Origin of the sequence: Providencia sp. Je.9.19 (assembly GCF_051129765.1) — a bacterium.
GTDB lineage: Bacteria > Pseudomonadota > Gammaproteobacteria > Enterobacterales > Enterobacteriaceae > Providencia.
This window is the reverse complement of record NZ_JBCPSS010000001.1, coordinates 624,114-648,598: the sequence shown is the minus strand read 5'-3', so window position 1 is coordinate 648,598 and position 24,485 is coordinate 624,114. Positions and strand designations below refer to the sequence as shown.

The 24,485-nt window shown below is 37.6% G+C and carries 28 protein-coding genes; 14 read left to right on the top strand and 14 right to left on the bottom strand.

Annotation, left to right across the window (positions count from 1 at the left end; translation table 11 throughout):
• The first annotated feature begins 148 nt into the window (after positions 1-148).
• Complete coding sequence (locus AAZR93_RS03125; protein ID WP_434718943.1) at positions 149-934, top strand: GNAT family N-acetyltransferase; 786 nt, start codon at positions 149-151, stop codon at positions 932-934.
• Positions 935-962: 28 nt separating this feature from the next.
• Positions 963-1,565, top strand: a complete 603-nt coding sequence (locus AAZR93_RS03120; protein WP_434718942.1) for a DJ-1/PfpI family protein — start codon at positions 963-965, stop codon at positions 1,563-1,565.
• A gap of 66 nt (positions 1,566-1,631) precedes the next feature.
• Here the strand turns inward: AAZR93_RS03120 and AAZR93_RS03115 are convergent, their stop codons facing one another.
• Positions 1,632-2,552 (bottom strand): acyl-CoA thioester hydrolase/BAAT C-terminal domain-containing protein, encoded by a 921-nt coding sequence (locus AAZR93_RS03115; protein ID WP_434718941.1) that lies wholly within the window; start codon positions 2,550-2,552, stop codon positions 1,632-1,634.
• A gap of 109 nt (positions 2,553-2,661) precedes the next feature.
• Positions 2,662-3,435, bottom strand: coding sequence for a DeoR/GlpR family DNA-binding transcription regulator (locus AAZR93_RS03110; RefSeq protein ID WP_294103721.1), 774 nt, complete (start codon positions 3,433-3,435; stop codon positions 2,662-2,664).
• Between the two features lie 89 nt (positions 3,436-3,524).
• On the opposite strand from AAZR93_RS03110, the gene AAZR93_RS03105 reads away from it, so the two are divergent.
• On the top strand, positions 3,525-4,322 hold the full coding sequence (locus AAZR93_RS03105) for an inositol monophosphatase family protein (protein ID WP_434718940.1): 798 nt from the start codon (positions 3,525-3,527) through the stop codon (positions 4,320-4,322).
• A 29-nt stretch (positions 4,323-4,351) separates the two neighbouring features.
• A complete protein-coding gene (locus AAZR93_RS03100; protein WP_434718939.1) occupies positions 4,352-5,512 on the top strand; it encodes an MFS transporter in 1,161 nt (386 codons plus the stop codon).
• A 56-nt stretch (positions 5,513-5,568) separates the two neighbouring features.
• Here AAZR93_RS03100 and AAZR93_RS03095 read toward each other — a convergent pair whose 3' ends face one another.
• Positions 5,569-6,399: a PhzF family phenazine biosynthesis protein gene (locus AAZR93_RS03095; RefSeq protein WP_434718938.1), complete on the bottom strand. Its 831-nt coding sequence runs from the start codon at positions 6,397-6,399 to the stop codon at positions 5,569-5,571.
• Between the two features lie 174 nt (positions 6,400-6,573).
• Here AAZR93_RS03095 and AAZR93_RS03090 point away from each other — a divergent pair, with 174 nt between their 5' ends.
• The 3 genes from AAZR93_RS03090 (at position 6,574) to AAZR93_RS03080 (ending at position 9,608) form a co-directional block, all read left to right on the top strand.
• On the top strand, positions 6,574-7,674 hold the full coding sequence (locus AAZR93_RS03090) for an NAD(P)/FAD-dependent oxidoreductase (RefSeq protein ID WP_434718937.1): 1,101 nt from the start codon (positions 6,574-6,576) through the stop codon (positions 7,672-7,674).
• Positions 7,675-7,676: 2 nt separating this feature from the next.
• Entirely contained in the window at positions 7,677-8,450 is a 774-nt protein-coding gene (locus AAZR93_RS03085) for a GNAT family N-acetyltransferase (protein ID WP_294103712.1), read from the top strand.
• Positions 8,451-8,549: 99 nt separating this feature from the next.
• Positions 8,550-9,608, top strand: a complete 1,059-nt coding sequence (locus AAZR93_RS03080) for an alpha/beta hydrolase family protein (protein WP_434718936.1) — start codon at positions 8,550-8,552, stop codon at positions 9,606-9,608.
• 65 nt (positions 9,609-9,673) lie between these two features.
• Here the strand turns inward: AAZR93_RS03080 and ddlA are convergent, their stop codons facing one another.
• Positions 9,674-10,777, bottom strand: a complete 1,104-nt coding sequence (ddlA, locus tag AAZR93_RS03075; RefSeq protein ID WP_294103710.1) for a D-alanine--D-alanine ligase — start codon at positions 10,775-10,777, stop codon at positions 9,674-9,676.
• 118 nt (positions 10,778-10,895) lie between these two features.
• The gene (locus tag AAZR93_RS03070) at positions 10,896-11,792 is read right to left on the bottom strand and encodes a LysR substrate-binding domain-containing protein (RefSeq protein WP_434719627.1); all 897 of its coding nucleotides are present in this window, start codon (positions 11,790-11,792) and stop codon (positions 10,896-10,898) included.
• A gap of 152 nt (positions 11,793-11,944) precedes the next feature.
• Between AAZR93_RS03070 and AAZR93_RS03065 the strand changes: the two genes are divergently transcribed.
• Positions 11,945-12,559, top strand: a complete 615-nt coding sequence (locus AAZR93_RS03065) for a LysE family translocator (protein WP_434718935.1) — start codon at positions 11,945-11,947, stop codon at positions 12,557-12,559.
• Positions 12,560-12,568: 9 nt separating this feature from the next.
• Here the strand turns inward: AAZR93_RS03065 and AAZR93_RS03060 are convergent, their stop codons facing one another.
• The 3 genes from AAZR93_RS03060 to AAZR93_RS03050 all read right to left on the bottom strand — a co-directional run bounded on the left by AAZR93_RS03060 (position 12,569) and on the right by AAZR93_RS03050 (position 14,856).
• Positions 12,569-13,033: an NUDIX hydrolase gene (locus tag AAZR93_RS03060; protein WP_336429104.1), complete on the bottom strand. Its 465-nt coding sequence runs from the start codon at positions 13,031-13,033 to the stop codon at positions 12,569-12,571.
• A 19-nt stretch (positions 13,034-13,052) separates the two neighbouring features.
• Positions 13,053-13,439 (bottom strand): cytidine deaminase family protein, encoded by a 387-nt coding sequence (locus AAZR93_RS03055; protein WP_294103702.1) that lies wholly within the window; start codon positions 13,437-13,439, stop codon positions 13,053-13,055.
• 79 nt (positions 13,440-13,518) lie between these two features.
• Positions 13,519-14,856 carry a PLP-dependent aminotransferase family protein gene (locus tag AAZR93_RS03050; RefSeq protein WP_434718934.1) on the bottom strand — a complete coding sequence of 446 codons (1,338 nt, stop codon included), beginning with the start codon at positions 14,854-14,856 and terminating at the stop codon, positions 13,519-13,521.
• A 91-nt stretch (positions 14,857-14,947) separates the two neighbouring features.
• Here AAZR93_RS03050 and AAZR93_RS03045 point away from each other — a divergent pair, with 91 nt between their 5' ends.
• The gene (locus AAZR93_RS03045) at positions 14,948-15,841 is read left to right on the top strand and encodes a DMT family transporter (protein ID WP_434718933.1); all 894 of its coding nucleotides are present in this window, start codon (positions 14,948-14,950) and stop codon (positions 15,839-15,841) included.
• A gap of 210 nt (positions 15,842-16,051) precedes the next feature.
• On the opposite strand, the gene leuE is transcribed toward AAZR93_RS03045, so the two are convergent.
• Complete coding sequence (gene leuE, locus AAZR93_RS03040) at positions 16,052-16,693, bottom strand: leucine efflux protein LeuE (protein WP_294103697.1); 642 nt, start codon at positions 16,691-16,693, stop codon at positions 16,052-16,054.
• Between the two features lie 474 nt (positions 16,694-17,167).
• Here leuE and AAZR93_RS03035 point away from each other — a divergent pair, with 474 nt between their 5' ends.
• The 5 genes from AAZR93_RS03035 (at position 17,168) to AAZR93_RS03015 (ending at position 19,931) form a co-directional block, all read left to right on the top strand.
• Positions 17,168-17,869: an AzlC family ABC transporter permease gene (locus tag AAZR93_RS03035; RefSeq protein ID WP_434718932.1), complete on the top strand. Its 702-nt coding sequence runs from the start codon at positions 17,168-17,170 to the stop codon at positions 17,867-17,869.
• Entirely contained in the window at positions 17,866-18,180 is a 315-nt protein-coding gene (locus AAZR93_RS03030; RefSeq protein WP_294103692.1) for an AzlD domain-containing protein, read from the top strand. The genes AAZR93_RS03035 and AAZR93_RS03030 overlap by 4 nt, the downstream gene beginning before the upstream one ends.
• A 225-nt stretch (positions 18,181-18,405) precedes the next feature.
• Positions 18,406-18,885 (top strand): DUF1456 family protein, encoded by a 480-nt coding sequence (locus AAZR93_RS03025; protein ID WP_434718931.1) that lies wholly within the window; start codon positions 18,406-18,408, stop codon positions 18,883-18,885.
• A 129-nt stretch (positions 18,886-19,014) separates the two neighbouring features.
• A complete protein-coding gene (parS, locus tag AAZR93_RS03020; RefSeq protein WP_336429096.1) occupies positions 19,015-19,476 on the top strand; it encodes a type II RES/Xre toxin-antitoxin system antitoxin in 462 nt (153 codons plus the stop codon).
• On the top strand, positions 19,473-19,931 hold the full coding sequence (locus AAZR93_RS03015) for an RES family NAD+ phosphorylase (RefSeq protein ID WP_294103689.1): 459 nt from the start codon (positions 19,473-19,475) through the stop codon (positions 19,929-19,931). The genes parS and AAZR93_RS03015 overlap by 4 nt, the downstream gene beginning before the upstream one ends.
• A 21-nt stretch (positions 19,932-19,952) precedes the next feature.
• Here the strand turns inward: AAZR93_RS03015 and AAZR93_RS03010 are convergent, their stop codons facing one another.
• The 5 genes from AAZR93_RS03010 to AAZR93_RS02990 all read right to left on the bottom strand — a co-directional run bounded on the left by AAZR93_RS03010 (position 19,953) and on the right by AAZR93_RS02990 (position 24,431).
• Entirely contained in the window at positions 19,953-20,843 is an 891-nt protein-coding gene (locus tag AAZR93_RS03010) for a LysR family transcriptional regulator (RefSeq protein WP_434718930.1), read from the bottom strand.
• Between the two features lie 47 nt (positions 20,844-20,890).
• Complete coding sequence (gene accA / locus AAZR93_RS03005; RefSeq protein WP_294103685.1) at positions 20,891-21,850, bottom strand: acetyl-CoA carboxylase carboxyl transferase subunit alpha; 960 nt, start codon at positions 21,848-21,850, stop codon at positions 20,891-20,893.
• A gap of 121 nt (positions 21,851-21,971) precedes the next feature.
• Positions 21,972-22,388, bottom strand: coding sequence for a helix-turn-helix domain-containing protein (locus AAZR93_RS03000; RefSeq protein WP_434718929.1), 417 nt, complete (start codon positions 22,386-22,388; stop codon positions 21,972-21,974).
• A gap of 32 nt (positions 22,389-22,420) precedes the next feature.
• Positions 22,421-22,948 carry a GNAT family N-acetyltransferase gene (locus tag AAZR93_RS02995; protein WP_336429089.1) on the bottom strand — a complete coding sequence of 176 codons (528 nt, stop codon included), beginning with the start codon at positions 22,946-22,948 and terminating at the stop codon, positions 22,421-22,423.
• Between the two features lie 16 nt (positions 22,949-22,964).
• Positions 22,965-24,431 (bottom strand): AMP nucleosidase, encoded by a 1,467-nt coding sequence (locus AAZR93_RS02990; protein ID WP_434718928.1) that lies wholly within the window; start codon positions 24,429-24,431, stop codon positions 22,965-22,967.
• Between the last annotated feature and the right edge of the window lie 54 nt (positions 24,432-24,485).

Sequence of the window (24,485 nt, the reverse complement as noted above, 5' to 3'; positions counted from 1 at the left end):
TCTCGTTATTGTCAACAAGCTATTTTCCAGTAATTAGCAAAAAGTGCAATACAATGGTTGTATAAATGCGTTATGTTCCTCTACAGCTAGAACTCTGGATTTAATGCCTATAAAATATTTCTATTAAATTGTAAATTCAGAGCAAAAAATGAAAAATAACCAAACACTTTTTTACCAACAAGAAAAATATTTTTGGCAAGCTATTTGCCATAGTACAATTGATATCGATGAATCTACAATTACCTATTTCTCAGAATTGCCTATTCCTGCATTTAACTTTATCTATTTACACCAAAATGCATCTATTGCTAGTTTTGAATTAGCCGAAGACTTATTTAAACAACAAAACAAGCCTTATATTTTAGTTATTCAAGATAGCGAATTAGAAAAATTTAAATTCGTTGTTACGCAAAGAGAACTTATTGAAGATGGTGAGTCCACAGCAATGATCCTAGACTATTCTAATCTAAGTGATCACGCAAAAGATATCTCACTACCTAATGGTTATCATATTACAGTTTGCAATCAAGATTTAACATCTTGGGCAGAACCCTTGATTACGGCATTTCCTATTTCGCCAGAAGATGATGAAGCAGGTGATGATACGGTTATTAATGAATATATTCGTTATCATCAGCGGGCATTGGATAAGCAAATCGATATGTTGCATTTTGTCTTATTCCATAATCAGCAACCCACATCTACCCTAACACTAACATTGAATAACAAGATAGCCCGTCTTGATGATATTGGAACTGATGCTCAATATCAGCGTCGCGGTTTAGCTACGCTATTAATCAAACATGCTTTACAAGTCTGCCATCAACAAGGCATTGAGCAATGTGTATTAGAAGCCTCCAGTGACGGTCTAGGTATTTATCAAAAGTTAGGGTTTAAACCTATTTTTAATTATCACAGCTTTGTTTCAGCGTAAAATAAATAAGAGAATTCGAGGAATAAATATGTATAAAGTTGCTATCGTTATTTTTGATGAATTTACAGATATAGATTATTTTTTAATGCGTGACATTTTTGGCCGCTGCCGTGAAGACTGGAATGTCCAAGTATTAGGCACAAAGCCCTTTCACACCTCAACACTCGGTCAAAAAGTAGAAACAGACGGTCATATTACGCTCGCGAATGATGCTGATGTTGTTTTATTTAGTAGCGGGCAACAAGGTATTCCAGCCGTACTTGCTGATGAAAGTTTTATTAATGCATTTAAACTCGATAATACACGACAAATTCTTGGTTCTATTTGTGCTGGCTCTTTTGTGTTGCAGAAATTGGGTTTATTGAATGGAACACCAGCAACCACGCATCCTGATGCAATGAATGCCTTTATAAATATGGGGGCAGATCTCGAAGATAAACCATTAGTTGTTCGTGGAAATATTGTAACAGCGGGTGGTTGCTTATCGGCTTTATACTTAACTGGTTGGATAGCGGAAAAGTTATTTAATACTGATAAACGCCGCCAAATGCATCGCCAGCTATTACCGGCAAACCAACATGTATTATTTGAAAATATAATTCATGACGCGATTGAAGATGCAAAAATCTAATATTCATGAATAACATCAGCTGTATTGCCCCCATAAAGACAATACAGCAATGATGTACTTAAATTACTAGTGATTAATAGATTGATACCAGCTTTGAATATCCGTCACAATCATTGAAGTTTGTGATTTGCCTTTATCATCTTTAAAAAAGTGATCCAAACCTTCATAACTTTTAAATGATACCTTGGTGTTAGTGTTATTCTTCATCATTCGTTGGGCATTGTGTGCGTCTACATTTATATCTACCATTGTTTGTATGACTAAATGCGGAGTTTTTATTGATTGAATCAAGCTTTGATTATCAATCGTTAAGCTTTCATACCACCAAGTAGGCCCATGACTACTTACAAATTGATTTTCATCTAATTGCTTATCTTTTGCAGCTTGTGCAAATTGTTTAAATCCATCTACTGATTCAGATACATATTCAGCCGGAGTATTATTTTTAATACTATAAATGACATCATCTATAAAATATCGACCACCTAAATTTAAAGCAATGGATGCTTTTATATAATCGACTTTGGAAACTATAATATTAGTGACGACAGCTCCCTCACTACCTCCTAATAAGATGATCTGCTGGTAATGATCCTTTAACTGATTTAATACAGAAATATAATTTTCTGCTCTTTCAAGTGGAGAATCATTCTTCATATATTCCACAGGGCAATTAGCTTGTTCAACCTCTTCGTTATTTTGACCGATTTGATCAGTCAAACCTGTTTTTTCAACTAACAAAATGTCATTATTTGGAAAAGCAGCGCCAAAATTTTTGACCATATCGGGATTATTAACCACACTTTTACAGTCAGAACCTTGAATTAAAACTAACAAATTTTTAGATTTAGCCGTTCCCTTTTGGATTAGATAATAATGAATTTCTTTACCGTTATGTGGTTGAGTTTGCATTTGATAAGAATAACTTTCAGCAATACTATTAAATGGGAATATTAATAAAATAAGTGAAATCGTTTTGATTTTCATGAAGTTCCTATTCTCATGTTTGCTCTAATTATTTATCAACCATGATGTTCATAAATCGCAGACTGAATTACACTAAATTAGCGTAATTTAGTGTAATTTAGTGTAATAGCTAATCTGAAAACAAGATTTTTACTGAGTTATTATCAAATAACTGAATTATTTCTTTAGGTAACTGTTTATCCATCACGAGAATTGATAATTGGTCACAATCAGCAATAGTATACCTTGCTACACCCGGTAATTTATCAACAGTAAGTCCCATAATAACCTGGCTACTTTGTTCAATTAGCACTTTTTTAAATTCAGCTTCTTCATAATCAAATATAGAGATCCCTATTTGAGGGTCAAGTGCACATCCGCCAAGAAAACATTGATCAAAATGAATTTGGCTAATCTGCCTAACTGCTGAGCTATCTACACTCGCACCTATTTGAGTATTTAATTTTCCGCCTATTAAAATAACTTCACTTATTGATTTTTTCATTAACTCAATAGCAATAGTCGGCGAATTAGTAATGACCGTCACCGCTAAATTATCGGGTATACAACGTGCGATTTCTAAATTAGTTGAACCTGCATCGATAAATATACAACCTGCATCTTTGATCAGACTGGCGCATTTTTGCGCGATCTTAGCTTTCTCTGCTTGATTCTGTTCGATTCTCTGCTCGAATGAGCCAGCACCGACTAAGACACTCACCGCACCACCATGCACGCGTCGGCATACACCTTCTTGTGCTAATTCATTTAAATCTCGACGAATTGTATGCTCTGATACGCTCATCTCTCGCGCTAGTACGGTACATATTACTCGACCATTTTCATTAAGTAGCTGGCGAATTTTATTTTGTCTTTGATCTGGAAAAGCGGCATAATCGAGCATATAGTGTTCCTGTTAATGGTTTAAACTATCATAATCGAGCAATAACGGATGTCAAACTTTATGATTACTAAAATGACTGAGGATAAAAAATGACTAACAACCTACTTCCTGATAGCTTTTTTTTACATGAGCTCGCGAACATTGCAGGTAAAGCTTCATTAGAGCATTACCGAACAAATGAGCTGACAGTTTTACAGAATAAACCAAAAGCAGATTATCGATTTGATCCGGTTACTCAAGCCGATAAACTCGCCGAAAAACTGATGCGTGAATATATTACAGCGGCTTACCCTGATCACGCTATCATAGGTGAAGAGTACGGTATTAGTGGAAGTGGATCTATTCAATGGGTGCTCGACCCGATTGATGGGACACGTCCTTTCCTATGTGGCCTACCTTTATGGGCTAATTTAATTGGAGTAACACATCACGGAAAAGCAGTAATGGGAATGATGAGCCAACCCTATATTGGTGAACGTTTTTGGGCCGATGCTAACGGCAGCTGGACGAGTAGCGCACATGGGCACTTTCGTTTAGAAACGCGTAAAAATATCGCACTTAACCAAGCTATTTTGCACACTAATTCACCAGAACCCATTGCAACACATCCAGACATTCATTTTGGTTCTTTAACGGAACAAGTTTTAATGACACGTTATGGTGGGGAATGCTACGCAATGGCAATGTTAGCAGCAGGCAGAATTGATGCTTGTTTTGAATACGCACTAGAACCTTATGACATTGTGCCATTAATCCCTATTATTGAACAAGCTGGTGGCGTAGTCACAACTCTCGATGGTGGTAGAGCTGAAGCCGGTGGTGCAGTCCTAGCGACAGGCTGCCCAATATTACATGAACAAATTCTGACTATCCTCAACCAAGGCTAGTTTCTTTTAATTCATTGAAAATATAAAATATGCAATCAACTCAACAACTAGACAATAACATCATCTCAGCGCCTGCTAAAAAAGAGCAGATTTCGACACGTATTATTTTTTTCATTGCAGGTTTCGCGACTGCCGCATGGGCAGCACTAGTTCCCTATGTTAAATCAAATACAGGGGCAAATGATGCGACTCTAGGCATGCTATTACTGTGCTTTGGTGGCGGTGCACTAATTGCTATGCCAGTCACCGGCGCACTAGCAGCAAAATTTGGTTGTCGCAAATTAATGGTTGTTTCTACCATTGCCTTTAGTCTTTTATTACCCATGTTACCGTCATTGTCACAGATCAGCTTTTTAGTTGTTGGGTTATTTTTATTTGGTGTTTTTATTGGTTTAACAGACTGTGCCATGAATATACAAGCCGTTATTGTCGAAAAATCCTCAGATAAACCAATTATGTCAGGTTTCCATGGATTTTACAGTATCGGTGGAATTGCGGGTGCCGGTTCAATGAGTGCTATTTTGCTCCTCGGTGTTCCTACCGTCTTTGCCGCCATGATCATTTCTGCTATTGGATTAGTGTTATTGGCAATCAGTTATAATGGTTTTCTAAACTATGCTAATGTCTCATCAGGCCCATTAATTGCGGTACCTAAAGGAATTGTACTCGTCATTGGTATTGTTTGTTTTGCCGTATTTCTTTCAGAAGGTGCCGTATTAGATTGGGGCGCTGTATTTTTAATTGAACACCATGGTTTAAACGAAACATTAGGTGCGCTAGGATTTGCGGCATTCGCCACAACAATGACTATCGGCCGACTAACTGGTGACCGAATTGTGATGCGAGTCGGTTCTGCTCGCGTAGTATTCTTAGGGGCCTTATTCGCATGTTTTGGTTTTATTATTGCGGTTATGTCGCCTTACCTACCTTTGGCGATTGCAGGATTTGCCTTAGTTGGTGCCGGTTGCTCTAATATTGTACCGGTGATGTTTTCAGCGATAGGAAAACAAAACACAATGCCTGAAGCCCTTGCTGTTCCGGCGGTTTCAACACTAGGTTATTTAGGGATTTTAGCGGGTCCCGCAGCTATTGGTTTTGTGGCGTTTCAATTTTCTCTCGCCACTGCATTGCTCATCATTTCAGTTCTATTAGTTATGATTGCTTTTGTGACTCGATTTATTCGAGTATAAATTTGATAGTTAATTCAGGTTATCTCTTATTTTCGGTAACCTGAATCAACTGATAATTAGTCAAATTCAACTGTACCACTGATACAATTGACAACGTCACCGCCCACCCATATCCCATATTCGTCCGATGAAACATAAACTAACCCATTGCGTGAAACACATTGGCCTTGCCCTGCTACATAGTGTTTCGGTAGTTTTCCTTGAGGTATTAACCATTGAGCAAATACCGCATTCAAGCTTCCAGTAACCGGATCTTCCTCTGCAATTGAACAGCAAAAAGCACGAACCTCAAGTTGTTTATCATCGCCTTCTGGATAAATTGCACATAAACCGATGTCATAACCCTTCAGTTGTGCATAATCTGGTTTGACACTAAGTAATGTAGCCACAGATTTAAGCTGTATACCTAACCAACCTGGGCCGTTATCTAACCATTGGCAAGCTTCGACATCATTATCGGTAAGTCCAAGCGCATTGAATATTTTAATTCGTTCATTTTCCTCTAGTTCACCAGTACGGATCATTGGCGGAGCCATAAAAGCTAAACGACCATTTATTTGCTTAATATTAATTAAGCCAGCTTCACATTGTTGAGTGATAGTTGATTTATTCTGCTGCCCATAGATTTGCTGCCATACAAAGCAACTGCCCAACGTTGGATGACCTGCAAAAGGTAATTCACCCTCTGCAGTGAAAATTTTCACGAAATAATCAGCATCGGGATGTTTTGGCTGCAATAGAAAAACGGTTTCACTTAAATTGGTCCATTTTGCAAACTGTTCCATTTGATGATGAGTTAGACTATCTGCACCGACAACAACGGCTAATGGATTACCATCCAACTTTTTATCTGAAAAGACGGTGACTTGTTCAAATAGAAATTTCATTTTTACCTTATTTAACTTATGGTTGCAATTTACGCCTAAATAATAATACCAGCCTGATTAATGCTTTGTTGATATAATAACAGACTGATTATTCATATAATTAATAAAAAAATGCGCAGGTTGAATGACCAAACGCTTTGCTCATTAATTTGGCCCTTAATATTCAGGTAACACATGATTTCAAAACAAAATAACAGCATAATTATTATTGGTGCAGGGATTGTAGGAACCACGCTCGCTTGGTATTTATCCCAACACTATAAAGGTAAAATTACGCTGATAGACAAACAGCAAGCGGCTGAAGGTGTAACACAGCACTCTTTTGCATGGTTAAATGTCTCCTATGGCCGCCCTGACGGTTACAGTAAATTACGTCAGCAAGCCTTAACAGAATGGCGAAACCTTGACAGTCTTACCCAGGGTAAACTCAATATTAATTGGTCTGGCGCCATAAGTTGGCACGAAACGGATGCGGCGACTCATGAGTTCATTCATAGCCACCAGAAAACAGGGTTTAATATTAAAGCACTAACAAAAAATGAATTACAGTTAATAGAACCTCAGTTACTGTCTTTGCCTGAAGTTGCCGCATTTTCAGCAGATGAAGGTTTTGTTGACCCTGTACACGCTACCCAGACGCTGCTAACTGAAGCAATTGCACGAGGTGTAAATTACCTACCAGAATATGAAGTTCTAGCTCTTGAACACCATAATCATAAAATACATGGAGTGATAACAAACAAAGGTACGTTCAGCGCCGATCAAATTATTATCACCGCAGGTGTTGGCTCCATTGAATTGGCTCAATCATTACGAGTCTCTCTACCAATAACTGCGTCACCATCAATCATTGTCCATTATAATAATCCAACTGAACAATCTTTTATTAATCACATTATTTCAACACCAGAAATGGAGTTACGCCCTGTATCATCAAGTAAAATTCTGTGCGCTGAAGATTTTATTAGTGACCGCCTTGAAGACAGTGAAGTTGCTATCGCACAAAATGCCTTAACAACAATAAAGAAATCCTTTATAGGTACGGATGCCCTTAATCTTGAAAAAGCTTACATAGGAATGCGACCTATGCCAAAAGATGAGATGCCAATTGTCGGAAATGTTGATGATTTCGAGGGTTTATATATTATCAGTATGCATGCGGCCATAACTTTAGCCCCTTTGATATGTAAATTAGCGAAAGAAGAGATCATAGATGGGATTAAACAAGCTGCATTAAGCCCATATCGATTAACACGTTTTGCTTCAGGTAACTGAGAATGAATATTCCGCTTTACTATTTAAGACACTACCAATCTATTGAAAAAACATTTTGGAGCTCCATTTGTGAGCACAGCATTCAGATTGAACAGCATACTATTTGTTATCTGACACCGTTAAACTCCCCAGCGTTTAACTTTATTTATTTGCAGCCAGATTCGACTATTCATACCTTTATGCAAGCGCATAACCTATTTGTTGCACAAAAGAAAAACCATACTTTGGTTATTCCTGAAGAAATGTTGCCACAAGTTATTACTGAAGCCGAAGCGTTAAACTATGAACGTGACAGCGTCACAACAGCAATGGCATTATCTTTAGATAAACAACGTGAAGTAGCCTTGCCTGCTAATCAGGTCGATATCGTCGTTGCCAATCACGATCTTTCTTTATGGGCTAAACCTCTTGTTTCTGCATTTTATTTATCCGAAGAACATGATCAAGTTATTAACGAATACGTTCGCTATCACGAAGATGCATTGCAACAAGGCGCACCACAATTCCATTTAGTGCTGCTTGTAGATGGAGAACCTGCCACCTCGATGACAGTGACGATTGAAGGACCACTCGCGCGGTTTGATGATATTGGAACAGAGCCTAGATATCAGGGCAAAGGTTATGCTTCTCAACTTATTGACTATGCATTAGCATTTTGCCGCCAACAAGGTGTTGAACACTGCTTCCTTGATGCATCCGAAGCTGGGTTTGATTTGTATAAGAAATTTGGTTTTGAACCCCTCTTCCGCTATATCAATTATGTTTGGTGTAAGTAGTTATTTAAACTAATGCGATTGACATAACATACTGTTACTGGAACCATTAACCATCAAAATTGGTTCCAAAACAAATTGATCGTTATTTAGGTTTACGCTATGAAAATAAAGCGGTTTTTCTTATATTTAGTGCTCCTTGCCATACTGGCGTCTTTGGCTATTATTTTAACGAGCAATATTGATGATTTTGATTTAGACAAAACTAGACTGGTTGAAATTCAATTTAAAGCTAATAATAATTCTCTTTCAGGAACGCTCATATTACCAAAATCAGAAACACCAAACGCTATTGCTATTTTTATTCATGGTGATGGACCTCAAAATCGATTTTCAAATGACAGTTACCTCCCTTTAATCAATACACTTGTCGAAAATGGAATTGGTGTATTTAGTTGGGATAAAGCTGGGGTTGGGGAAAGCTCGGGGAACTGGCTAACGCAAGGAATGGAAGAGCGAGCAAATGAAGTACAAGCTGCATTAACCTTGTTACGTGAAAAATATCCTGCCCCTATAACACAAATTGGCTATTTAGGTTTTTCACAGGCGGGATGGGTCATCCCTATTGCCGCTGCCAAAAGTCATCCAGATTTCTCAATCATTATCGGCGGTGCAATAAACTGGCGCGATCAAGGGGCATTTTATTATCGAACCCGCCTAAATCAAACGGGAATTTCTCATGATGAGATAGAACAACATGTCACTAACCAACTGAAACTTGATGATGATATTTTTGGCGCTACGGGCTCACATGATCCCAAAACTAGTCCAGATATGACACCAGGTCGTTTTAAATTTGTCGTTAACAATTACCTCAATGACTCATCAAAAGATATTCCTCTCATGAGCGGACGAATTTTAGCAATCTGGGGAAGCGAAGATTTAAATGTAGATGCAAAAAACGATGCTTGCCGTTATAAGCGTTTACTTGCGAATAATCCTAACAGTGAGGTTGGATTAATTCAAAATGGCACCCACGGCTTACTCAATGCATCTTGGTTTAATTATCAATTAGTGGAACAATGGCCTTGGTGGAAACAAACTTATTTTCTTTATTTAGGCCGTGATGCTTATACATCAAATTCCTTAGCCTTTATTATTGATTGGATAAAACACCGACAAGTTACCGTTCCAGATCATTGGCAACCACAATGCTCATAGAAATAAATTAGAAAATTGAAATTATTGCCGACTTATTTTAATAAAAGTCGGCAATATAATAAAAACTATTGAGGGTCGCAGACGGTTTTTAATGATGCAGTTTGCTGATAACTTTCAATACCCAACTCAATTAAGCGACTAATGAGCTGTTGATATGTCATACCGCCTTGCTGCCAGAGTTTAGGATACATGCTGATATTCGTAAATCCTGGCAGTGTATTAATTTCATTGATAATAACATCATTATCTTCAGTCAAAAATACATCTACGCGAGACATTCCACGACAATTAAGCGCACGATAAGCCGCTAAAGCAATTGCTCTAATATTCTCACTGACAACATCATCTAGCTGAGCCGGCGCAACAACAGAGGCACCATTCTCATCAATATATTTAGTATGGTAGGCATAAAAACTATCATGCAGAACAATTTCACCACATGGGCTGGCCAATGGTTCATCATTTCCTAACACTGCACACTCAATTTCGCGCCCTTTTACTGCACTTTCAATCAGGACTTTAATATCGAATAAGAAAGCAAAATCAAGTGCTTCGTAAAACTCTTTTTCAGTATTTATCTTACTAATACCCACTGAAGAGCCTTGATTTGCAGGCTTGATAAATAAAGGCAAACCAAGCTTAGATACCGTTGTTTCATAGCTAATGGCTTCTCGTTCATTTTTCGCTATGGTAATAAATGGTGCTATTTTTAGCCCCGCATCTCTTAATAATCGTTTTGTGACATCTTTATCCATACATGCCGATGAGCCTAATACGCCGGGGCCAACAAAAGGTAAGTTAGCCATACGTAATAGCCCTTGCAACGAGCCATCTTCACCTAAGTTACCGTGAACAATAGGAAAAATAACATCGATTTGCGGTAACGGCTTAGCATCTTCTAGCGAAATAAACTGATCGCAGGTTTTACCAGGAACAATAGCAACACTGCGTTTAGGTGTGTTTAAAGCGATACGGGACGGGTCATTACCATGCAATAAAAAATCTGTTTCATTGTATTCATGCCATTGACCTTCTTTATTAATACCAAGAAGGCATACATCAAATTTATTGCGGTCGAGACCATTAATAATATTTTTGGCTGATTGCAGAGAAACTTCGTGCTCTGTCGACTTACCACCAAAAATCACACCAACCCGTAACTTGCTCATTATTAACTCCAACGTAAAGACACCAAATCGTAATAGAGAAATGATAACACGCTCGGAAATGGTTATGTCATAAATTCTTTGTTTTACAGGGAGATTAGCTGAATATATAACCAAATAATTATTTTTTTTGATACTTATCATTCATAGTAATAAACAAACTTTCATTAATACGTTCGGTTAACCATTTCATGAAAATCTCGATAGCACTATCAGGTGGGGGCGCTTTTTGCGCTAATAAATAATAAGCGGAACCTTCTTCAATAAATCCTACTGGCGCAATTAATTGCTTTGATGCAATTTCATCCACAACCATTAAGAACGACGCTAATGTAACACCTTGCCCAGCAAGTGCAGCTTGGATACAAAGATAGAAATGCTCATAAGCGATTTTTTTATTTTGACTAAAATCGATCCCTGTCAGTTGTTGCCAAGTTTGCCATGCATTAGGTCTAGATGTCGTACTTAGCAATGTCATATCATCTGAACAATTGCTATTTTTATAATCAGGTCGTTGGATTAATCCCATTCGTTCAGTACAAACTTTAACGGCATAAATATCGTCATGCCATTTAAAATCATTACGCCTTAACGCTAGGTCAACACCTGTTTTGGTAAAATCAATAGCGCCACCAGCAGCAATAAGATGCACAGTAATATGTGGATATTGTTGATAGAAATCGGTCAACCGTGGAATAAGCCATTTCATTGCAATTGTCGGCTCACAAGACAAACTAACAACATTCGATTCGATTTTCTCATTGAGCAAGTTAACGGTTGCACTCAACTGCTCAAACATACTCGAGGTAGTTTGAAACAACAGTTTCCCTTCTGATGTCAGAAATACAGCTCTATTTCGTCGCTCAAATAACGCAAATCCTAAGTGCTCTTCTAATAGCCTAATTTGCCGACTAATAGCGCTATGCGTGACGTGCAGCTCTTGCGCTGCTTTTACAAAGCTACCACAGCGCGCAGCAACATCAAAAAAATGTAGTGAAGCTAGAGGAGGTAATTTCATCATTTATCGGTAACAAAAACTTACAGGTTTGTGTCAGAATAAATCGTTTTTCAAATAACTTCAATCCATTGATAATAAAAACAATAAATAATTCGATATGATTCATTTAACTAAACAATTAGGTCAGTTTTCATCATCTTTAGGAACGTAATATGAATGAAATAATTGCAGTAGCCACTATCACTATTTTAGCCGTGATAAGCCCTGGGCCTGATTTCGCTATGGTGACACGAAACAGTTACAGCTATGGAACAAAAATAGGTTTAATTTGTGCATTAGGTATTGCCATTGGCGTTCAAGTTCATGTGTTGTATACTATTTTTGGTGTTACGCTCATCATTATGAATTCACCTATGCTATTTTTTGGCATTAAATTATTAGGTGTCGCATATCTGATTTATATTGGTTTTAAATCATTTACCAACAAATCCAAAATCAGTGCTACTAATGAAACCGTATCCTCACTCTCAGTATTCGCTGCCTTTAAAAATGGCTTCCTCACGAATGCATTGAACCCGAAAACAATGTTTTTTGTTGTTTCTGTTTATACTCAAGTGATTCAATCCGGAAATTCATTACTCTTAAATTTCAGTTATGGCTTATTTATCTCTTTTGTTCATTGGGTTTGGTTTAGTCTTATCGCAATATTTTTCGCGGCACCACTTATTAGAGTGAAAATATTAAAATATCAATTTATTGTAGATAAAATAATTGGCTTATTATTGATATTACTAGGTATTTCGCTCCTCTTTTTTAATATTCAATAGCCTGTTTTATCACTTTTGATAATACTCATTCACCATATTCGCTAACTCAATAACATCATCAGGAATGTTTAAGTTAGCGAGTTCATGAAATGGTACCCAATGAAATTCATCAGCAGGCTTTTCATCATAAGAGTTCAATTCACATAAATACACCATATCAATATGCCAATGGTCGCCCTTTTTTTTATCCGCAATAAATTCTTTTAAAATAGCCAGCGGCATTGGTAACGATTGTGTATGAGATGAATTACTCACTTGATGCTTAAAAGGATGCCCACAATTAATCACACGACACATAAGACCGGTTTCTTCCAAAACCTCACGAACTACCGTTTCCTGAGGTTCCTCATTGGGATCAATATGCCCCCCTGGTGGTAACCAGAAACCTAATTTACGGTGTTCATGTAACAAAAAATCACCATTAGTATTACGGATCATTGCTGTTGCAGTGAAATGCTTAACCTCTTTATTCATCGGTTTGTCCTCCATAATGTTAAAGTCGTTCTTTTTTCCAATCATAAGGCATTAACTGCCCTAAGGTGACTTGAGTTGTATCATTTACACCAACTATTGTATCTTTGCTTTTATTCGATAGTTGACTCAATAATTCACGACAACGCCCACAAGGAGGAATAATACTACCGGATGCATCAACCGCAACAATCGCTTTTATGACCGACTTCCCCTCTTTCAACATTTCAGCCACTGCCGCATGTTCGGCACAAAAGCCCAGAGAACAAGCAGAATCAATACTAATCCCGCTATATATTGAGCCGTCCTCTGTTTCTAATGCCGCGGCTACATGTCCACACTCAATGTAACCATTAAATGTAGCCGGTTTTGCGTATTGGCTCGCAATAGCCACAAGGTGTTTCAACATAAGGATTCTCTACTTTTTATTGTCTAATTTCATTAGTATGCAGTAATAAATGAGAGACTATCGCACCGATAATGCGCTATTACAAATCAATTGAATACTCCACGACTGACTTAACAGTTTGTAACGCCAACGTTAATTCTTCATACGTTAGGGTACTAATCGCAACACGAAGCGCTTGCGGGACAACAGCAGTAGAGCAATAAGATGAGGCACTACTTACTGCAATATTTCGTTGATTTAATTCACTCATCACTATTTCAGAACGAACCCCTTCAGGTAATGGGACCCAAATAAAATAACTGCATGGGTGTGCAATATAATGCAGTTCACCCAAAACTTGCTTGGCAATTACCTGTCGAGTTCGGGCATCACGTCGTTTGTCTCGTTCAATCTTGAAAACTTGTCCAGTTTCTATCCAATCACAGATAATTGCGGTTGTTAATGCTGGTGTATTCCATGTAGTAATACGAATAATTCGCTCAATATTTTCAATATATTGAATTGGCGCAACAACAGCACCAACACGTAAGCCTGTCGCAATGTTTTTTGAAAAACCCGTAGTGTAAAAAGTAATATCGGGCGCTAAAGACGCTAATGGGGGTAGTATTGGACGATGTAAAAAGGCATAAGAACCATCTTCTATTAGAAAAAATTTATATTTTCTTGCCAACTTAACAACTGCTCTACGTGATGCCAAATTCATTACCCATCCTAAGGGATTATGAAGTGTCGGCATTGTGAAATAAGCCTGTATTTTACGATGATGACATATTTTCTCGAATTCTATTAAGTTTGGCCCATTTTCTAAGATTGGAATTGCGACTAAATTAATGTGATAGATATCTGCCAATGCTTTAAATCCTGGGTAAGTTAATGCATCTACCGCAATAGTATCCCCTGGATTAAACAGTCCTAATACAATAGTTACAAGCCCATGTTGAGCACCACTGACAAGTACCGTAGACTCTGCACAAGCCTGCTTTATCCCTTGCTGAACGAGGTATTTAGCAATAACTGCACGTTCATGAAAACGACCAGTGTGTTGCTGATAATATAGTAAACCTTCTAAATCTCCGCCAACTGAGAGCTTACGCAGAGATTTGCGTAAAAGTTGAGTTTGTTCTTTTGCAATTGGATAACTAAAATTCAAATCTAGCATTTCAGCAGTGACATCCTGCTCAATACTCAAAGTAGGTAATAAGTTGATATCACGAACAAAAGTTCCTCTTCCTATTTCACCACTCACAAGACCTAACTCAATAAGCCCATGATATATACGTGACGCTGTCACCAATGAAATATGCTCTTGTTTTGCGAATTCACGATGAGTTAATAATCGAGTCCCCGGCTTTAGCTCTCCATCCCTAATTTTTGCTGCTATTTCATCGATATATTGCTGATAACGAGGTTGATTCATGAAATTGTATCCATGACAATTTTTTGATTGTCATGATTATGTGGATTAACGTTATTAACCTCAAGTGGAATAACAATAGGTAATCGATTTAATGGCACGTACAGATAAAATTATTAGCAATAAAAAAAATATATCTCGGGGATGGGTGAATGGCTTTATAGGCGTCGTTATTTTTAGTGGTTCACTTCCAGCAACAAAGGCTGCTATAGCTGGATTCCCTCCTGATTTTTTAACTATTCTAAGAGCTATTTTTGCAGGCGTTTTAGCGATAATTATTTTAATGGTATTACAACAAAATATTCCACATAAAAAACAATTAATTCCTTTATCTATTGTTGCAATAGGTGTTGTTATTGGCTTTCCTTTTCTCACTGCACTTGCTTTACAACATGTTAGTTCTGCCCACTCAATTGTATTCCTAGGTTTACTTCCTTTAATTACAGCTTTATTTGGTGCTCTACGTGCAGGTGAACGCCCTAACAAAATATTTTGGTTTTTCGCTGTTTTAGGAAGCCTGCTTGTCATGAGTTTCGCGTTAATGCAAAAAGGGGAAATTTCTATTATTGGTGATGTGTATATGGTAAGTGCTATTGTCCTTTGTGGTTTAGGATATGCTGAAGGTGCAGTTCTCTCTAAACAACTAGGTAGCTGGCAAGTGATTTGTTGGGCTCTCGTCATATCCTTACCACTCATGCTAATTCTGAGTATTATTTTATGGCCTCAAAATTTAACCAATATTCCAATAAATGCATGGATTGGACTCATCTATGTTTCGCTATTTAGTATGCTAATAGGCTTTTTCTTTTGGTATAAAGGATTAGCTGAAGGTGGAATTACAGGGGTTAGTCAGCTTCAATTATTCCAGCCATTTTTTGGCTTACTTTTTTCTGCTTGGTTATTAAATGAAACAGTGAGCGGTGTCATGATTGCATCTACTTGCGGCGTGATTATCTGTGTAGCGGGTTCTAAATGGTTTACACGTTAAACTGCACAAAAAGCGCGATGGCTATCCAATAATTAACGTATTATTTAAAATTGATTTTATTAGGCAAAAGCTCATGATATCGAATTCATTTAAAAAAATTAAACAGCAAGTTAGCACTTTTTCAAATGGAAACATGAAACGTTAATCTTATCCGACACAAAAATAGCCAACATGAAACATTGGCTATTTTTGTGCAGAATTGAGGATACCTTATGCAGTTAAAGCAAGTTTAGCGCCAAACATTAAGAAAACGGCACCGATGCAACTATTTGAGAATTTGGACAGTGTTTTATTATGCTTAACCATATTGGTGACGGCTATTGCGCCAAATATCAACATGGATAAATAAATCATGCTGCAGAACTCTAAAATCACGCCAAGAATAAAAAATGGCACTGCTGCACTTGGATACGCAGGATCAATAAATTGAATAAAAAATGAGACATAAAAAATTATCATTTTAGGGTTTAGTAAACTTAAAAATACCGCTTTTTTGTACGTACCTTTCGTCGCTAAAATAATGCTATCGACGTCAGTACCCTGCTCTTTTTTATGAAATACGGAATATAAAGTTTTTATCCCTAAATAAAATAAATAAGCGGCACCAGCATATTTAATCACACTAAAAAATACTGGTGATGTTTTAACTAATGAAGCCACACCTAAAAATGATAAAAATATGAGCAATGCATCTCCTGTAAAGACACCTAATGCCGCTTTATAACCATTCTTTACACCATATTTTGCACTACTAGTTAGAACAAATAAAGAATTAGGACCTGGTACTAGTGTTATAAAAATCACACCAATAAGATAAGTCCATAAGTTTGTAATACCGAAATTTTCAAGCATAAGAAACTCGCTAACCCAATAAAAGTTATAACAAAAAATTCACATTACTTCTGCATGGTTACTATAATACATTGAATTTATTTTTAACGAAAGATACCACCAGCAAAATGAATAACTAAAAGATATTTAGCTATAAATTAAAACAAAAACAGACTATCTAGCAATTCTATGATTGAAAAATCGGAATATAAAACTAAAAATTAATCATAAAATAGCAGTGTACTGAAAAAGAATTTCTACCAGTTAAAAATTTCAAAAAAAGCCAGCTAGGCGATTAAAAACGCCAAAACTAACGATTAAATAGTCTTAGTGAATTATTTTAAATTTAGAGATATAACATTGAAGGTGGTTTTTATGAATTAATGCATTCTTTATTGTTTTTTATAACTCATCAGGTTATTTGGGCTACTTGTATCATCAAAACGAAATACGTATTTTAAATCAAAAACAAAGTTCAATAGGTGTTAGTTTAATATGGATTCTCAACAAAAAAATAATTGGCAGCGTGAAATGATCGATGGAGCCGTTCATGCAGCGCCATTGCATCTTGCAGTTATTCCATGGGGTGTTCTGGCTGGCTCAATGGCCGTGGAAGCCGGTTTTGATTTTTGGCAAAGTATCGCTATGTCAGCGATGATTTTTGCTGGCGCCGCACAACTTGTCACTCTAGGACTTATTAATTCAGGGGCTGGATACATTACTATTATTATTTCTGTTTTTTTTATTACCTCACAGCATCTGCTTTATGGGTTAACCATGCGCTCCCATGTGAAAGACTTCACTACACCTCAACGGATCGGCATTGGTTTTTTACTCACTGATGAGCTTTTTGCTATCAGCGCAGCAAAACGACAAGCCCTTACTTTTCCCTATTTATTTGGTGTAGGTTTTAGTTTCTATGTTGTTTGGATAGTCACCAGCTTTTGTGGGATTGTCATGGCCAATTTTGTCAGCGATCTTAGTCGGTTGCATCTCGACTTTTCCGTTGTTGCGACTTTATTAGCGATTGTTGTTTCACTAACAAAAAAAATCAGCACTGTTTGTGGCGTATTATTCTCTTTAATTACGGCTGTCGTGCTATCTGCCTATTCTATTAGCAGTGCAATCGTTATAGCCGGAGTCGGTGGTATGTTTATTTCTGTGGCTATTTCTCGCTTACTTAAGGAAGAAAAATGATCTGGGCTCTGATTATTACCTTAACCGTAATTGTTTTTTCCTTACGTTATGTTTTTTTAATTCCACAATTACCCGTTAGGTTGCCATTAATTATTCGTCAAGCATTAAGCTATTCAGCACCTTGCTTGCTTACCGCAATCTGTGCACCCGTCATTTTATTAGAAAATAATGAAATGCGCAGTTTTCCTGATAATCCTTATTTATGGGGTGCACTATTTTGTGTTGTTGCAGCATCATTACTAAAAAATATGCTATTAACGGTCGGGCTCACGCTCATCTTTTTTTATGGGCTGATTTATTTTATGGCTTAAATACAAGCACCTATATTTGAATATATGAAGCAAAGGCGTAAACCTTTGCTTTATCGCATTATTCCCTACATAATAAAACCTCTCATCAAACAGTTCCCTCGTGTCTTACGATGAAAAGCTTCGCAATGAAAAGTCTGATAGCGGTGAAGGCTACCGTTGATTCTATTTATTACTGCACCAATTTTATTGTTAATAATATTAACAAATAATGGATAAATTATAACCATGTTGAATAATTATGTTTTACGAAGTGTTCGCTATATGTTGGATTTGAGTGATGCTCAAATGGTCAAAATCGTAGAACTCGCAGGCCTCACTGTCACTAAAGAAGAAATGGTCAAGTGGCTAAAAAAAGAAACTGACCATGACTATGCTGAATGTAATGATAATGTTATGGGTCATTTTTTAAATGGCTTAATTTTCCATCGCCGTGGAAAAGATGAAAATCACCCTGTACCTGAAGTCGAAGAGCGTATTAATAATAATATCATGCTCAAAAAATTACGTGTTGCTTTCGAGCTGAAAGACACTGATATGATTGAAATCTTCCAACTCGTTGATTTTCGCGTATCTAAACCTGAGCTTAATGCGGTATTCCGTAAGCCAGGACATAAAAACTATCGCAATTGTGGTGATCAATTACTGAGATATTTTCTAAATGGTCTAACCATTCGTCTGCGTGGCCTGCCACCTGCAACAAAATAATCGATAATTTTAATAATCCATCTTAAATCAAATTAATATTGCTACATCTTACTCAGTACGAATTTGAATATTTTACTCCTCCATCACATTTGTCTATACTATATAAGACAAATGTCGGAGGAGATTAAAATGAGAAACTATATCCCTACCCCCCCTACGTCAAATATTGCACTGGCAATCAAGCCGTTATGGCGTTTTGCAGGTCTCCCTGCTGAGCGTGGCATTGAGCTTACCCACTTCTTACGTCAAGGACTGTCAGTCAGCGTATTAGACGATATCCAAGAATGGTCTGGCATGACTAAAAGTGAATTATTACGGATCTCAGGTATTAACGAGCGCAATATTTCTCGACGTAAAAATGCAGGTCAGCCACTGAATATTGATGAAAGTGAGCGGATAGCACGTTTAGTCCGTGTATTTGACGCCGCAGTACGCCTATTTAACGGTGATAAAACGGCTGCCACAAATTGGCTAAATCAACCGGTAAAAGGTTTGGGGCATATACGCCCAATTGAACTCATCGCTACTGAAAGTGGCGCTCTTGAGGTTATCGATTTAATTGGTCGCATCGAGCATGGCGTATTTTCATGATTTTATATCGGCTTATCAAATCAGAGTTTGCCCATGACGCGTGGTCTGGGCAAGGTGCTCGACTATATGGTGGACGCTGGAATCACAAAGGAACGCCTGCGGTTTATGCATCAACACAAATTTCATTAGCCGCACTAGAAATACTGGTACACATCAACCAAGAGCAGTTATTACAGCGTTATAGTTTGTTTTCTATTGAAATAAATGACAAACAAGCCATGAAGTTATCAATAGAAAACTTACCTGTAGATTGGCAACAAGACCCCGCACCAACCTCCACAATTGATATCGGGACAACCTGGTTGAATAACCAAGATAGCCTTGTACTACTTGTTCCTTCGGGTATCATTCCCTATGAATACAATGCCATTATTAATCCAAACCATCCGCAGTTTGCAAAGGCTCTTCAAAACGTTAAGCCCCTTGATTTTAACTTTGATCCTAGGCTCAAATAATTGAATTTAACTAACAACAAGTTAGATGTGTTCTATAAGATAATGTAAAAATGCATCAATTTTCGGAGATAATGCACGGTTACTTGCATAAATCGCCCTCAATTCAATCGGTGCTGGCTTATAATTCATAAAGCTAATAACTTTGAGCTTTCCTTGTTTTATCTGTGCCTGACAAGGCTCTAACGCTAAAATAGCATAACCAACACCGTTTAAAGCCGCTACATTAGCCAATATCCCACTATTCACTCGAAATTGACTGTTAATATTAACTTTTTTTTGTAATCCATTTTTATCAATAAAAATCCAAGGTTGACCTTGTAATGCACTGAAACTGGAAATACAAGGCATATCTGCTAATTTTTCGGTAGTTTCAGGCTTACCTGTCTTTAAAATAAGTTCTGGCGCGGCAACGACAACACTTTCCCATGATTTAATTAACCGTGAATGATAACTACTGTCTTTCAACTCACCTCGATGAAAGGTCAGCAAGAGATCTATATCATCACTAATTACATCGAGAGGCATTAATTGAGTATCACAATGAATAGCTAACTGAGGATGAGCTAATGCAAATTTGGCAAGTACCTCGGCTAATAATTGACTACCAAATTCGCTAGGAATTGTTAAGCGCAGCATCCCTGTTAATCGCTGAGGATGACGAATTTTTTGAAGAGTTTCATCAAGTTCAATATACAATTTTTGGCTTTGTTGTAACAACATAGTACCTTGTTCGGTTAACCGCATACGTCGAGTCGTACGTTCAATCAATCGGCAACTTAATTGTTCTTCTAACTGCTTAATTCCACGGCTTACATTAGATGTTGGCATAGAAAGCTGTTTTGCAGCATGGGCAAAACTACCTAATGTGGCGACAGAAACAAATATCTTTAATAAATTCAGATCCACTGACATCACTCAATACCCAACAATTTGCTTTATACCAACTTGAATTAATAACATTAGCAATAGCCGAATGCCATAATTTTTTGATAACGTTCAGCTAATAAAGTATCAATATCAAGCTGGTTTAGTGCCATTAAATCTGCCAGCAATTGTTGTTTCAGATTTTTAGCCGCTTGCTGATAATCGCGATGAGCACCACCAAGTGGTTCAGGGATAATCGTATCAATAATACCAAGCTCTTTAAGCCGAGTTGCCGTAAGTCCCATCACTTCAGCGGCAATCTGTGCCTTTTGAGCATCTTTCCATAAAATAGATGCACAACCTTCTGGCGAAATTGCAGCATAAGTACTGTATTCCAACATATTTATACGGTCACCCACACCAATTGCCAATGCACCACCAGAGCAACCTTCTCCCGTAATGACACAAATAATCGGCGTTTTTAAACAAGACATCTCCATGATATTACGGGCAATTGCTTCAGCTTGCCCACGTTCCTCGGCACCAACACCAGGGTATGCGCCAGCAGAATCAATAAAAATAATCACGGGTAAATGAAAGCGCTCGGCCATCTTCATTAAACGAAGTGCCTTTCGATATCCCTCAGGTGATGGCATACCAAAGTTACGCATGACTTTTTCCTTAGTGCTGCGCCCTTTTTGCTGGCCAATAACCATCACCGGCTTGTCATCTAATCGCGCCAATCCACCCACTAATGCCTTATCATCAGCAAACATTCGGTCGCCTGCAAGCTCTTGAAATTCCGTGAATATCAAAGAAACATAATCAAGGGTATAAGGTCTGAGAGGATGCCTCGCAAGCTGCACGACCTCCCACGCGCCTAACGATGAAAATATCGTTTTAGTTAGCGCATGACATTTGTTTTTAAGCAGCTTTATTTCTTCTTCGAGTTTAATTTCAGATGGGTGTCCCGATTGTTTAAATGCAATTAATGCATCAATTTTTTCATTAAGTTCAACAATCGGTTTTTCAAAAGCAAGAAATTGAGTAGACATAGGAACCTTAAAATCAATAATGCAATTTTAAGAGTGTAATCAGATATTCCATCCCATTCTATAGCAGAATATGGGATTAATTGTTATCAATAATGGCATAATAAAAATGTACCAATAACAGTTACGTTTTTTTGCGATTCATTTTCAAACTTGTTTCCATTATTTTTTGGAAATTAGGACACAGTAAATGATTTTCTTCGGGGCAATTTGCAATATGTAATATTCCGTCTTTTAATACAGTCAAACTGGCAATTGTCTTTTCAATTTCGTCGGCTTTCGTCATTAAGCTGGCGCGCTCTATATTAAGGCCATCTTTATGGTTTAGCATTTTACCAATTTCATCGAGAGAAAATTTAGCTTGTTGCCCCATGCTTATTAATGCTAAACGGGTCATAACACTTTTACTATGATAAATACGTTTAAGTCCCTTACGGCCAATAGGCTTAATCAACCCTTTCTCTTCATAATAACGAAGAGTTGAAGGCGCTAGACCCGATAATTGACTTACTTGGGAAATATCGAGTTCATCGTTCATCATGTTATAACCTAACTTATTAAGATTAAGACGATTCAATTTAACTTTTGGCGTAAGAGTATTGTTATAGAACCATTCATGAAAACTTCCTTTTCTTCTACGTAACCGACTTTTTTAGCAACACGCAATGAAGCCGTATTATCCGGATCGATAAAACAAATGGTTTGTTCGAATTTATTTTGTGATTTTAGCCATATCAATGCGCCCTTCATGGCTTCAGTGGCATATCCTTGCCCATGATGTTCTGGTGCAATTACCCATCCCCCCTCAGGTATCCCTTTTACTGAAGGTTCGACAACGCGATGAAAGTCAGCAAAACCAAGATCGCCAAGATATAACCCTGTCGCTTTATCACGTACGGCCCAATATCCAAATCCTAACAATGGCCATAAACCACCATAATTAAGCATTCTCATCCAAGATTCTCGCTCGGTGGATGGAACGCCTGTAATAAATTCAGCCACTGAATTACTCGCCCAAAGTCGAGTTAAACTAGGAAAATCATTAAGCTCATGTTTTGATAAAATTAAACGTTCTGTTTCAACGACTGGAATAAAATCCATTAATTACTTCTCCGCACTATCTAAAAGGTGGCTCATCAAAGGTTCGCAATTTTCTAGAGTGTAATTTATCCCCTTCCTGCCTTAATAAATCAATGGCTCGGATCCCTATCTGTAAGTGCTCAGAAATAGCGCCCTCGTAAAAACTATTAGCCTGCCCTGGTAATTTAATTTCACCATGTAACGGTTTATCAGAAACACATAACAAAGTGCCATAAGGTACACGAAAACGGTAACCTTGCGCGGCAATAGTTGCGCTTTCCATATCGACAGCAACAGCTCGACTCAAGCTAAAACGACGTGCAGTTGCAAAAAAACGCAGCTCCCAGTTACGATCATCCGTAGTAACAACGGTACCCGTGCGTAAACGCTGTTTAACCAACTCTCCGGGCATGTTGCTCACTTGCTTGGTTGCGTCGTATAAAGCACGTTGTACTTCCGCTATGCTTGGAATAGGAATATCTGGCGGTAATACATCATCCAGTATGTGATCATCACGTAAATAAGCATGGGCAAGAACATAATCGCCAATTTTTTGGCTTTCACGTAAACCACCACAGTGCCCAATCATTAACCAAGTATGAGGGCGTAAAACAGCCAAATGGTCACAGATATTTTTTGCATTAGAAGGCCCAACACCAATATTGACCAGTGTAATGCCAGCGCCATCTTTTGCAATAAGATGATATGCAGGCATTTGGAATCTTTTCCAAGTTAAATCTGATATTGCAATCTGTGGATCCGCATTTTCATCAGTAAGGTAGTTATGCCCCACGCAGGACAATGCGATATAACGACTATCTGGATCTTTAATCTGCTCACAAGCCCAACTCACAAATTCATCCACATAACGATTATAATTAGTGAATAAAATATAAGGCTGAACATGCTCCGGCGGTGTTCCTGTGTAATGTTTTAGCCGCGCCAATGAAAAATCAACACGTAAAGCATCAAAATGAGACAACGGCATTTTATCCGTAGCATGATACAAACCATCGGTTATATCATCACTAATATCGGCTAGATCAGTAATAGGGAAATGTGTGGCTAGGCTGCTACTCATGCTTCTATCAAGTACTAAGTCAGAACCATCAATAACAAAAGGATAAGGAATTTCTATTTTGGAAGGACGCACAGTAAAAGAAACATCATAGTCCTGCTGTAAAATAGTCAATTGATCAACTAAATAAGCGCGAAACAACTCAGGTTGCGTTATTGTGATACTGTAATCACCCCGCTTTACAAAGCGTGCATAAGCACGAGTTTTTTCACAATGATCTACTTTACCATGCCACGAGACACAAAGTTCAGGATAAGCAAACAACCCATTTTCTCTGGCTTCTGTGTCTGGTATACGCCCTTCATTAACGTAAATTGCGATAGAATCTCTTAATGATTCAATCGCACTCGAATATAAAGATGAAAGTTTCTCTAAAACATCCTCAATAGATAGGTTTTCATATTTCTGGCATTTTTCCAAAGACACACTCAACTCCTTTTCAAATATCGTCATCACTCGATAACATAGTGTAACTGTAAG

What these genes read in the sequence shown, in the direction of transcription:
- AAZR93_RS03035 (WP_434718932.1), top strand. Translation starts at nt 17,168, where the DNA reads ATGGATTCTCAACAAAAAAATAATTGGCAGCGTGAAATGATCGATGGA.
- leuE (WP_294103697.1), bottom strand. Translation starts at nt 16,693, where the DNA reads ATGCTTGAAAATTTCGGTATTACAAACTTATGGACTTATCTTATTGGT.
- AAZR93_RS03095 (WP_434718938.1), bottom strand. Translation starts at nt 6,399, where the DNA reads ATGAAATTTCTATTTGAACAAGTCACCGTCTTTTCAGATAAAAAGTTG.
- AAZR93_RS03025 (WP_434718931.1), top strand. Translation starts at nt 18,406, where the DNA reads ATGTTGAATAATTATGTTTTACGAAGTGTTCGCTATATGTTGGATTTG.
- AAZR93_RS02995 (WP_336429089.1), bottom strand. Translation starts at nt 22,948, where the DNA reads ATGGATTTTATTCCAGTCGTTGAAACAGAACGTTTAATTTTATCAAAA.
- AAZR93_RS03125 (WP_434718943.1), top strand. Translation starts at nt 149, where the DNA reads ATGAAAAATAACCAAACACTTTTTTACCAACAAGAAAAATATTTTTGG.
- ddlA (WP_294103710.1), bottom strand. Translation starts at nt 10,777, where the DNA reads ATGAGCAAGTTACGGGTTGGTGTGATTTTTGGTGGTAAGTCGACAGAG.
- AAZR93_RS03105 (WP_434718940.1), top strand. Translation starts at nt 3,525, where the DNA reads ATGACTAACAACCTACTTCCTGATAGCTTTTTTTTACATGAGCTCGCG.
- AAZR93_RS03050 (WP_434718934.1), bottom strand. Translation starts at nt 14,856, where the DNA reads ATGAATCAACCTCGTTATCAGCAATATATCGATGAAATAGCAGCAAAA.
- AAZR93_RS03085 (WP_294103712.1), top strand. Translation starts at nt 7,677, where the DNA reads ATGAATATTCCGCTTTACTATTTAAGACACTACCAATCTATTGAAAAA.
- AAZR93_RS03010 (WP_434718930.1), bottom strand. Translation starts at nt 20,843, where the DNA reads ATGTCAGTGGATCTGAATTTATTAAAGATATTTGTTTCTGTCGCCACA.
- AAZR93_RS03100 (WP_434718939.1), top strand. Translation starts at nt 4,352, where the DNA reads ATGCAATCAACTCAACAACTAGACAATAACATCATCTCAGCGCCTGCT.
- accA (WP_294103685.1), bottom strand. Translation starts at nt 21,850, where the DNA reads ATGTCTACTCAATTTCTTGCTTTTGAAAAACCGATTGTTGAACTTAAT.
- AAZR93_RS03080 (WP_434718936.1), top strand. Translation starts at nt 8,550, where the DNA reads ATGAAAATAAAGCGGTTTTTCTTATATTTAGTGCTCCTTGCCATACTG.
- AAZR93_RS03110 (WP_294103721.1), bottom strand. Translation starts at nt 3,435, where the DNA reads ATGCTCGATTATGCCGCTTTTCCAGATCAAAGACAAAATAAAATTCGC.
- AAZR93_RS03060 (WP_336429104.1), bottom strand. Translation starts at nt 13,033, where the DNA reads ATGAATAAAGAGGTTAAGCATTTCACTGCAACAGCAATGATCCGTAAT.
- AAZR93_RS03065 (WP_434718935.1), top strand. Translation starts at nt 11,945, where the DNA reads ATGAATGAAATAATTGCAGTAGCCACTATCACTATTTTAGCCGTGATA.
- AAZR93_RS03120 (WP_434718942.1), top strand. Translation starts at nt 963, where the DNA reads ATGTATAAAGTTGCTATCGTTATTTTTGATGAATTTACAGATATAGAT.
- parS (WP_336429096.1), top strand. Translation starts at nt 19,015, where the DNA reads ATGAGAAACTATATCCCTACCCCCCCTACGTCAAATATTGCACTGGCA.
- AAZR93_RS03090 (WP_434718937.1), top strand. Translation starts at nt 6,574, where the DNA reads ATGATTTCAAAACAAAATAACAGCATAATTATTATTGGTGCAGGGATT.
- AAZR93_RS03030 (WP_294103692.1), top strand. Translation starts at nt 17,866, where the DNA reads ATGATCTGGGCTCTGATTATTACCTTAACCGTAATTGTTTTTTCCTTA.
- AAZR93_RS03000 (WP_434718929.1), bottom strand. Translation starts at nt 22,388, where the DNA reads ATGATGAACGATGAACTCGATATTTCCCAAGTAAGTCAATTATCGGGT.
- AAZR93_RS03115 (WP_434718941.1), bottom strand. Translation starts at nt 2,552, where the DNA reads ATGAAAATCAAAACGATTTCACTTATTTTATTAATATTCCCATTTAAT.
- AAZR93_RS03015 (WP_294103689.1), top strand. Translation starts at nt 19,473, where the DNA reads ATGATTTTATATCGGCTTATCAAATCAGAGTTTGCCCATGACGCGTGG.
- AAZR93_RS03055 (WP_294103702.1), bottom strand. Translation starts at nt 13,439, where the DNA reads ATGTTGAAACACCTTGTGGCTATTGCGAGCCAATACGCAAAACCGGCT.
- AAZR93_RS03045 (WP_434718933.1), top strand. Translation starts at nt 14,948, where the DNA reads ATGGCACGTACAGATAAAATTATTAGCAATAAAAAAAATATATCTCGG.
- AAZR93_RS03070 (WP_434719627.1), bottom strand. Translation starts at nt 11,792, where the DNA reads ATGAAATTACCTCCTCTAGCTTCACTACATTTTTTTGATGTTGCTGCG.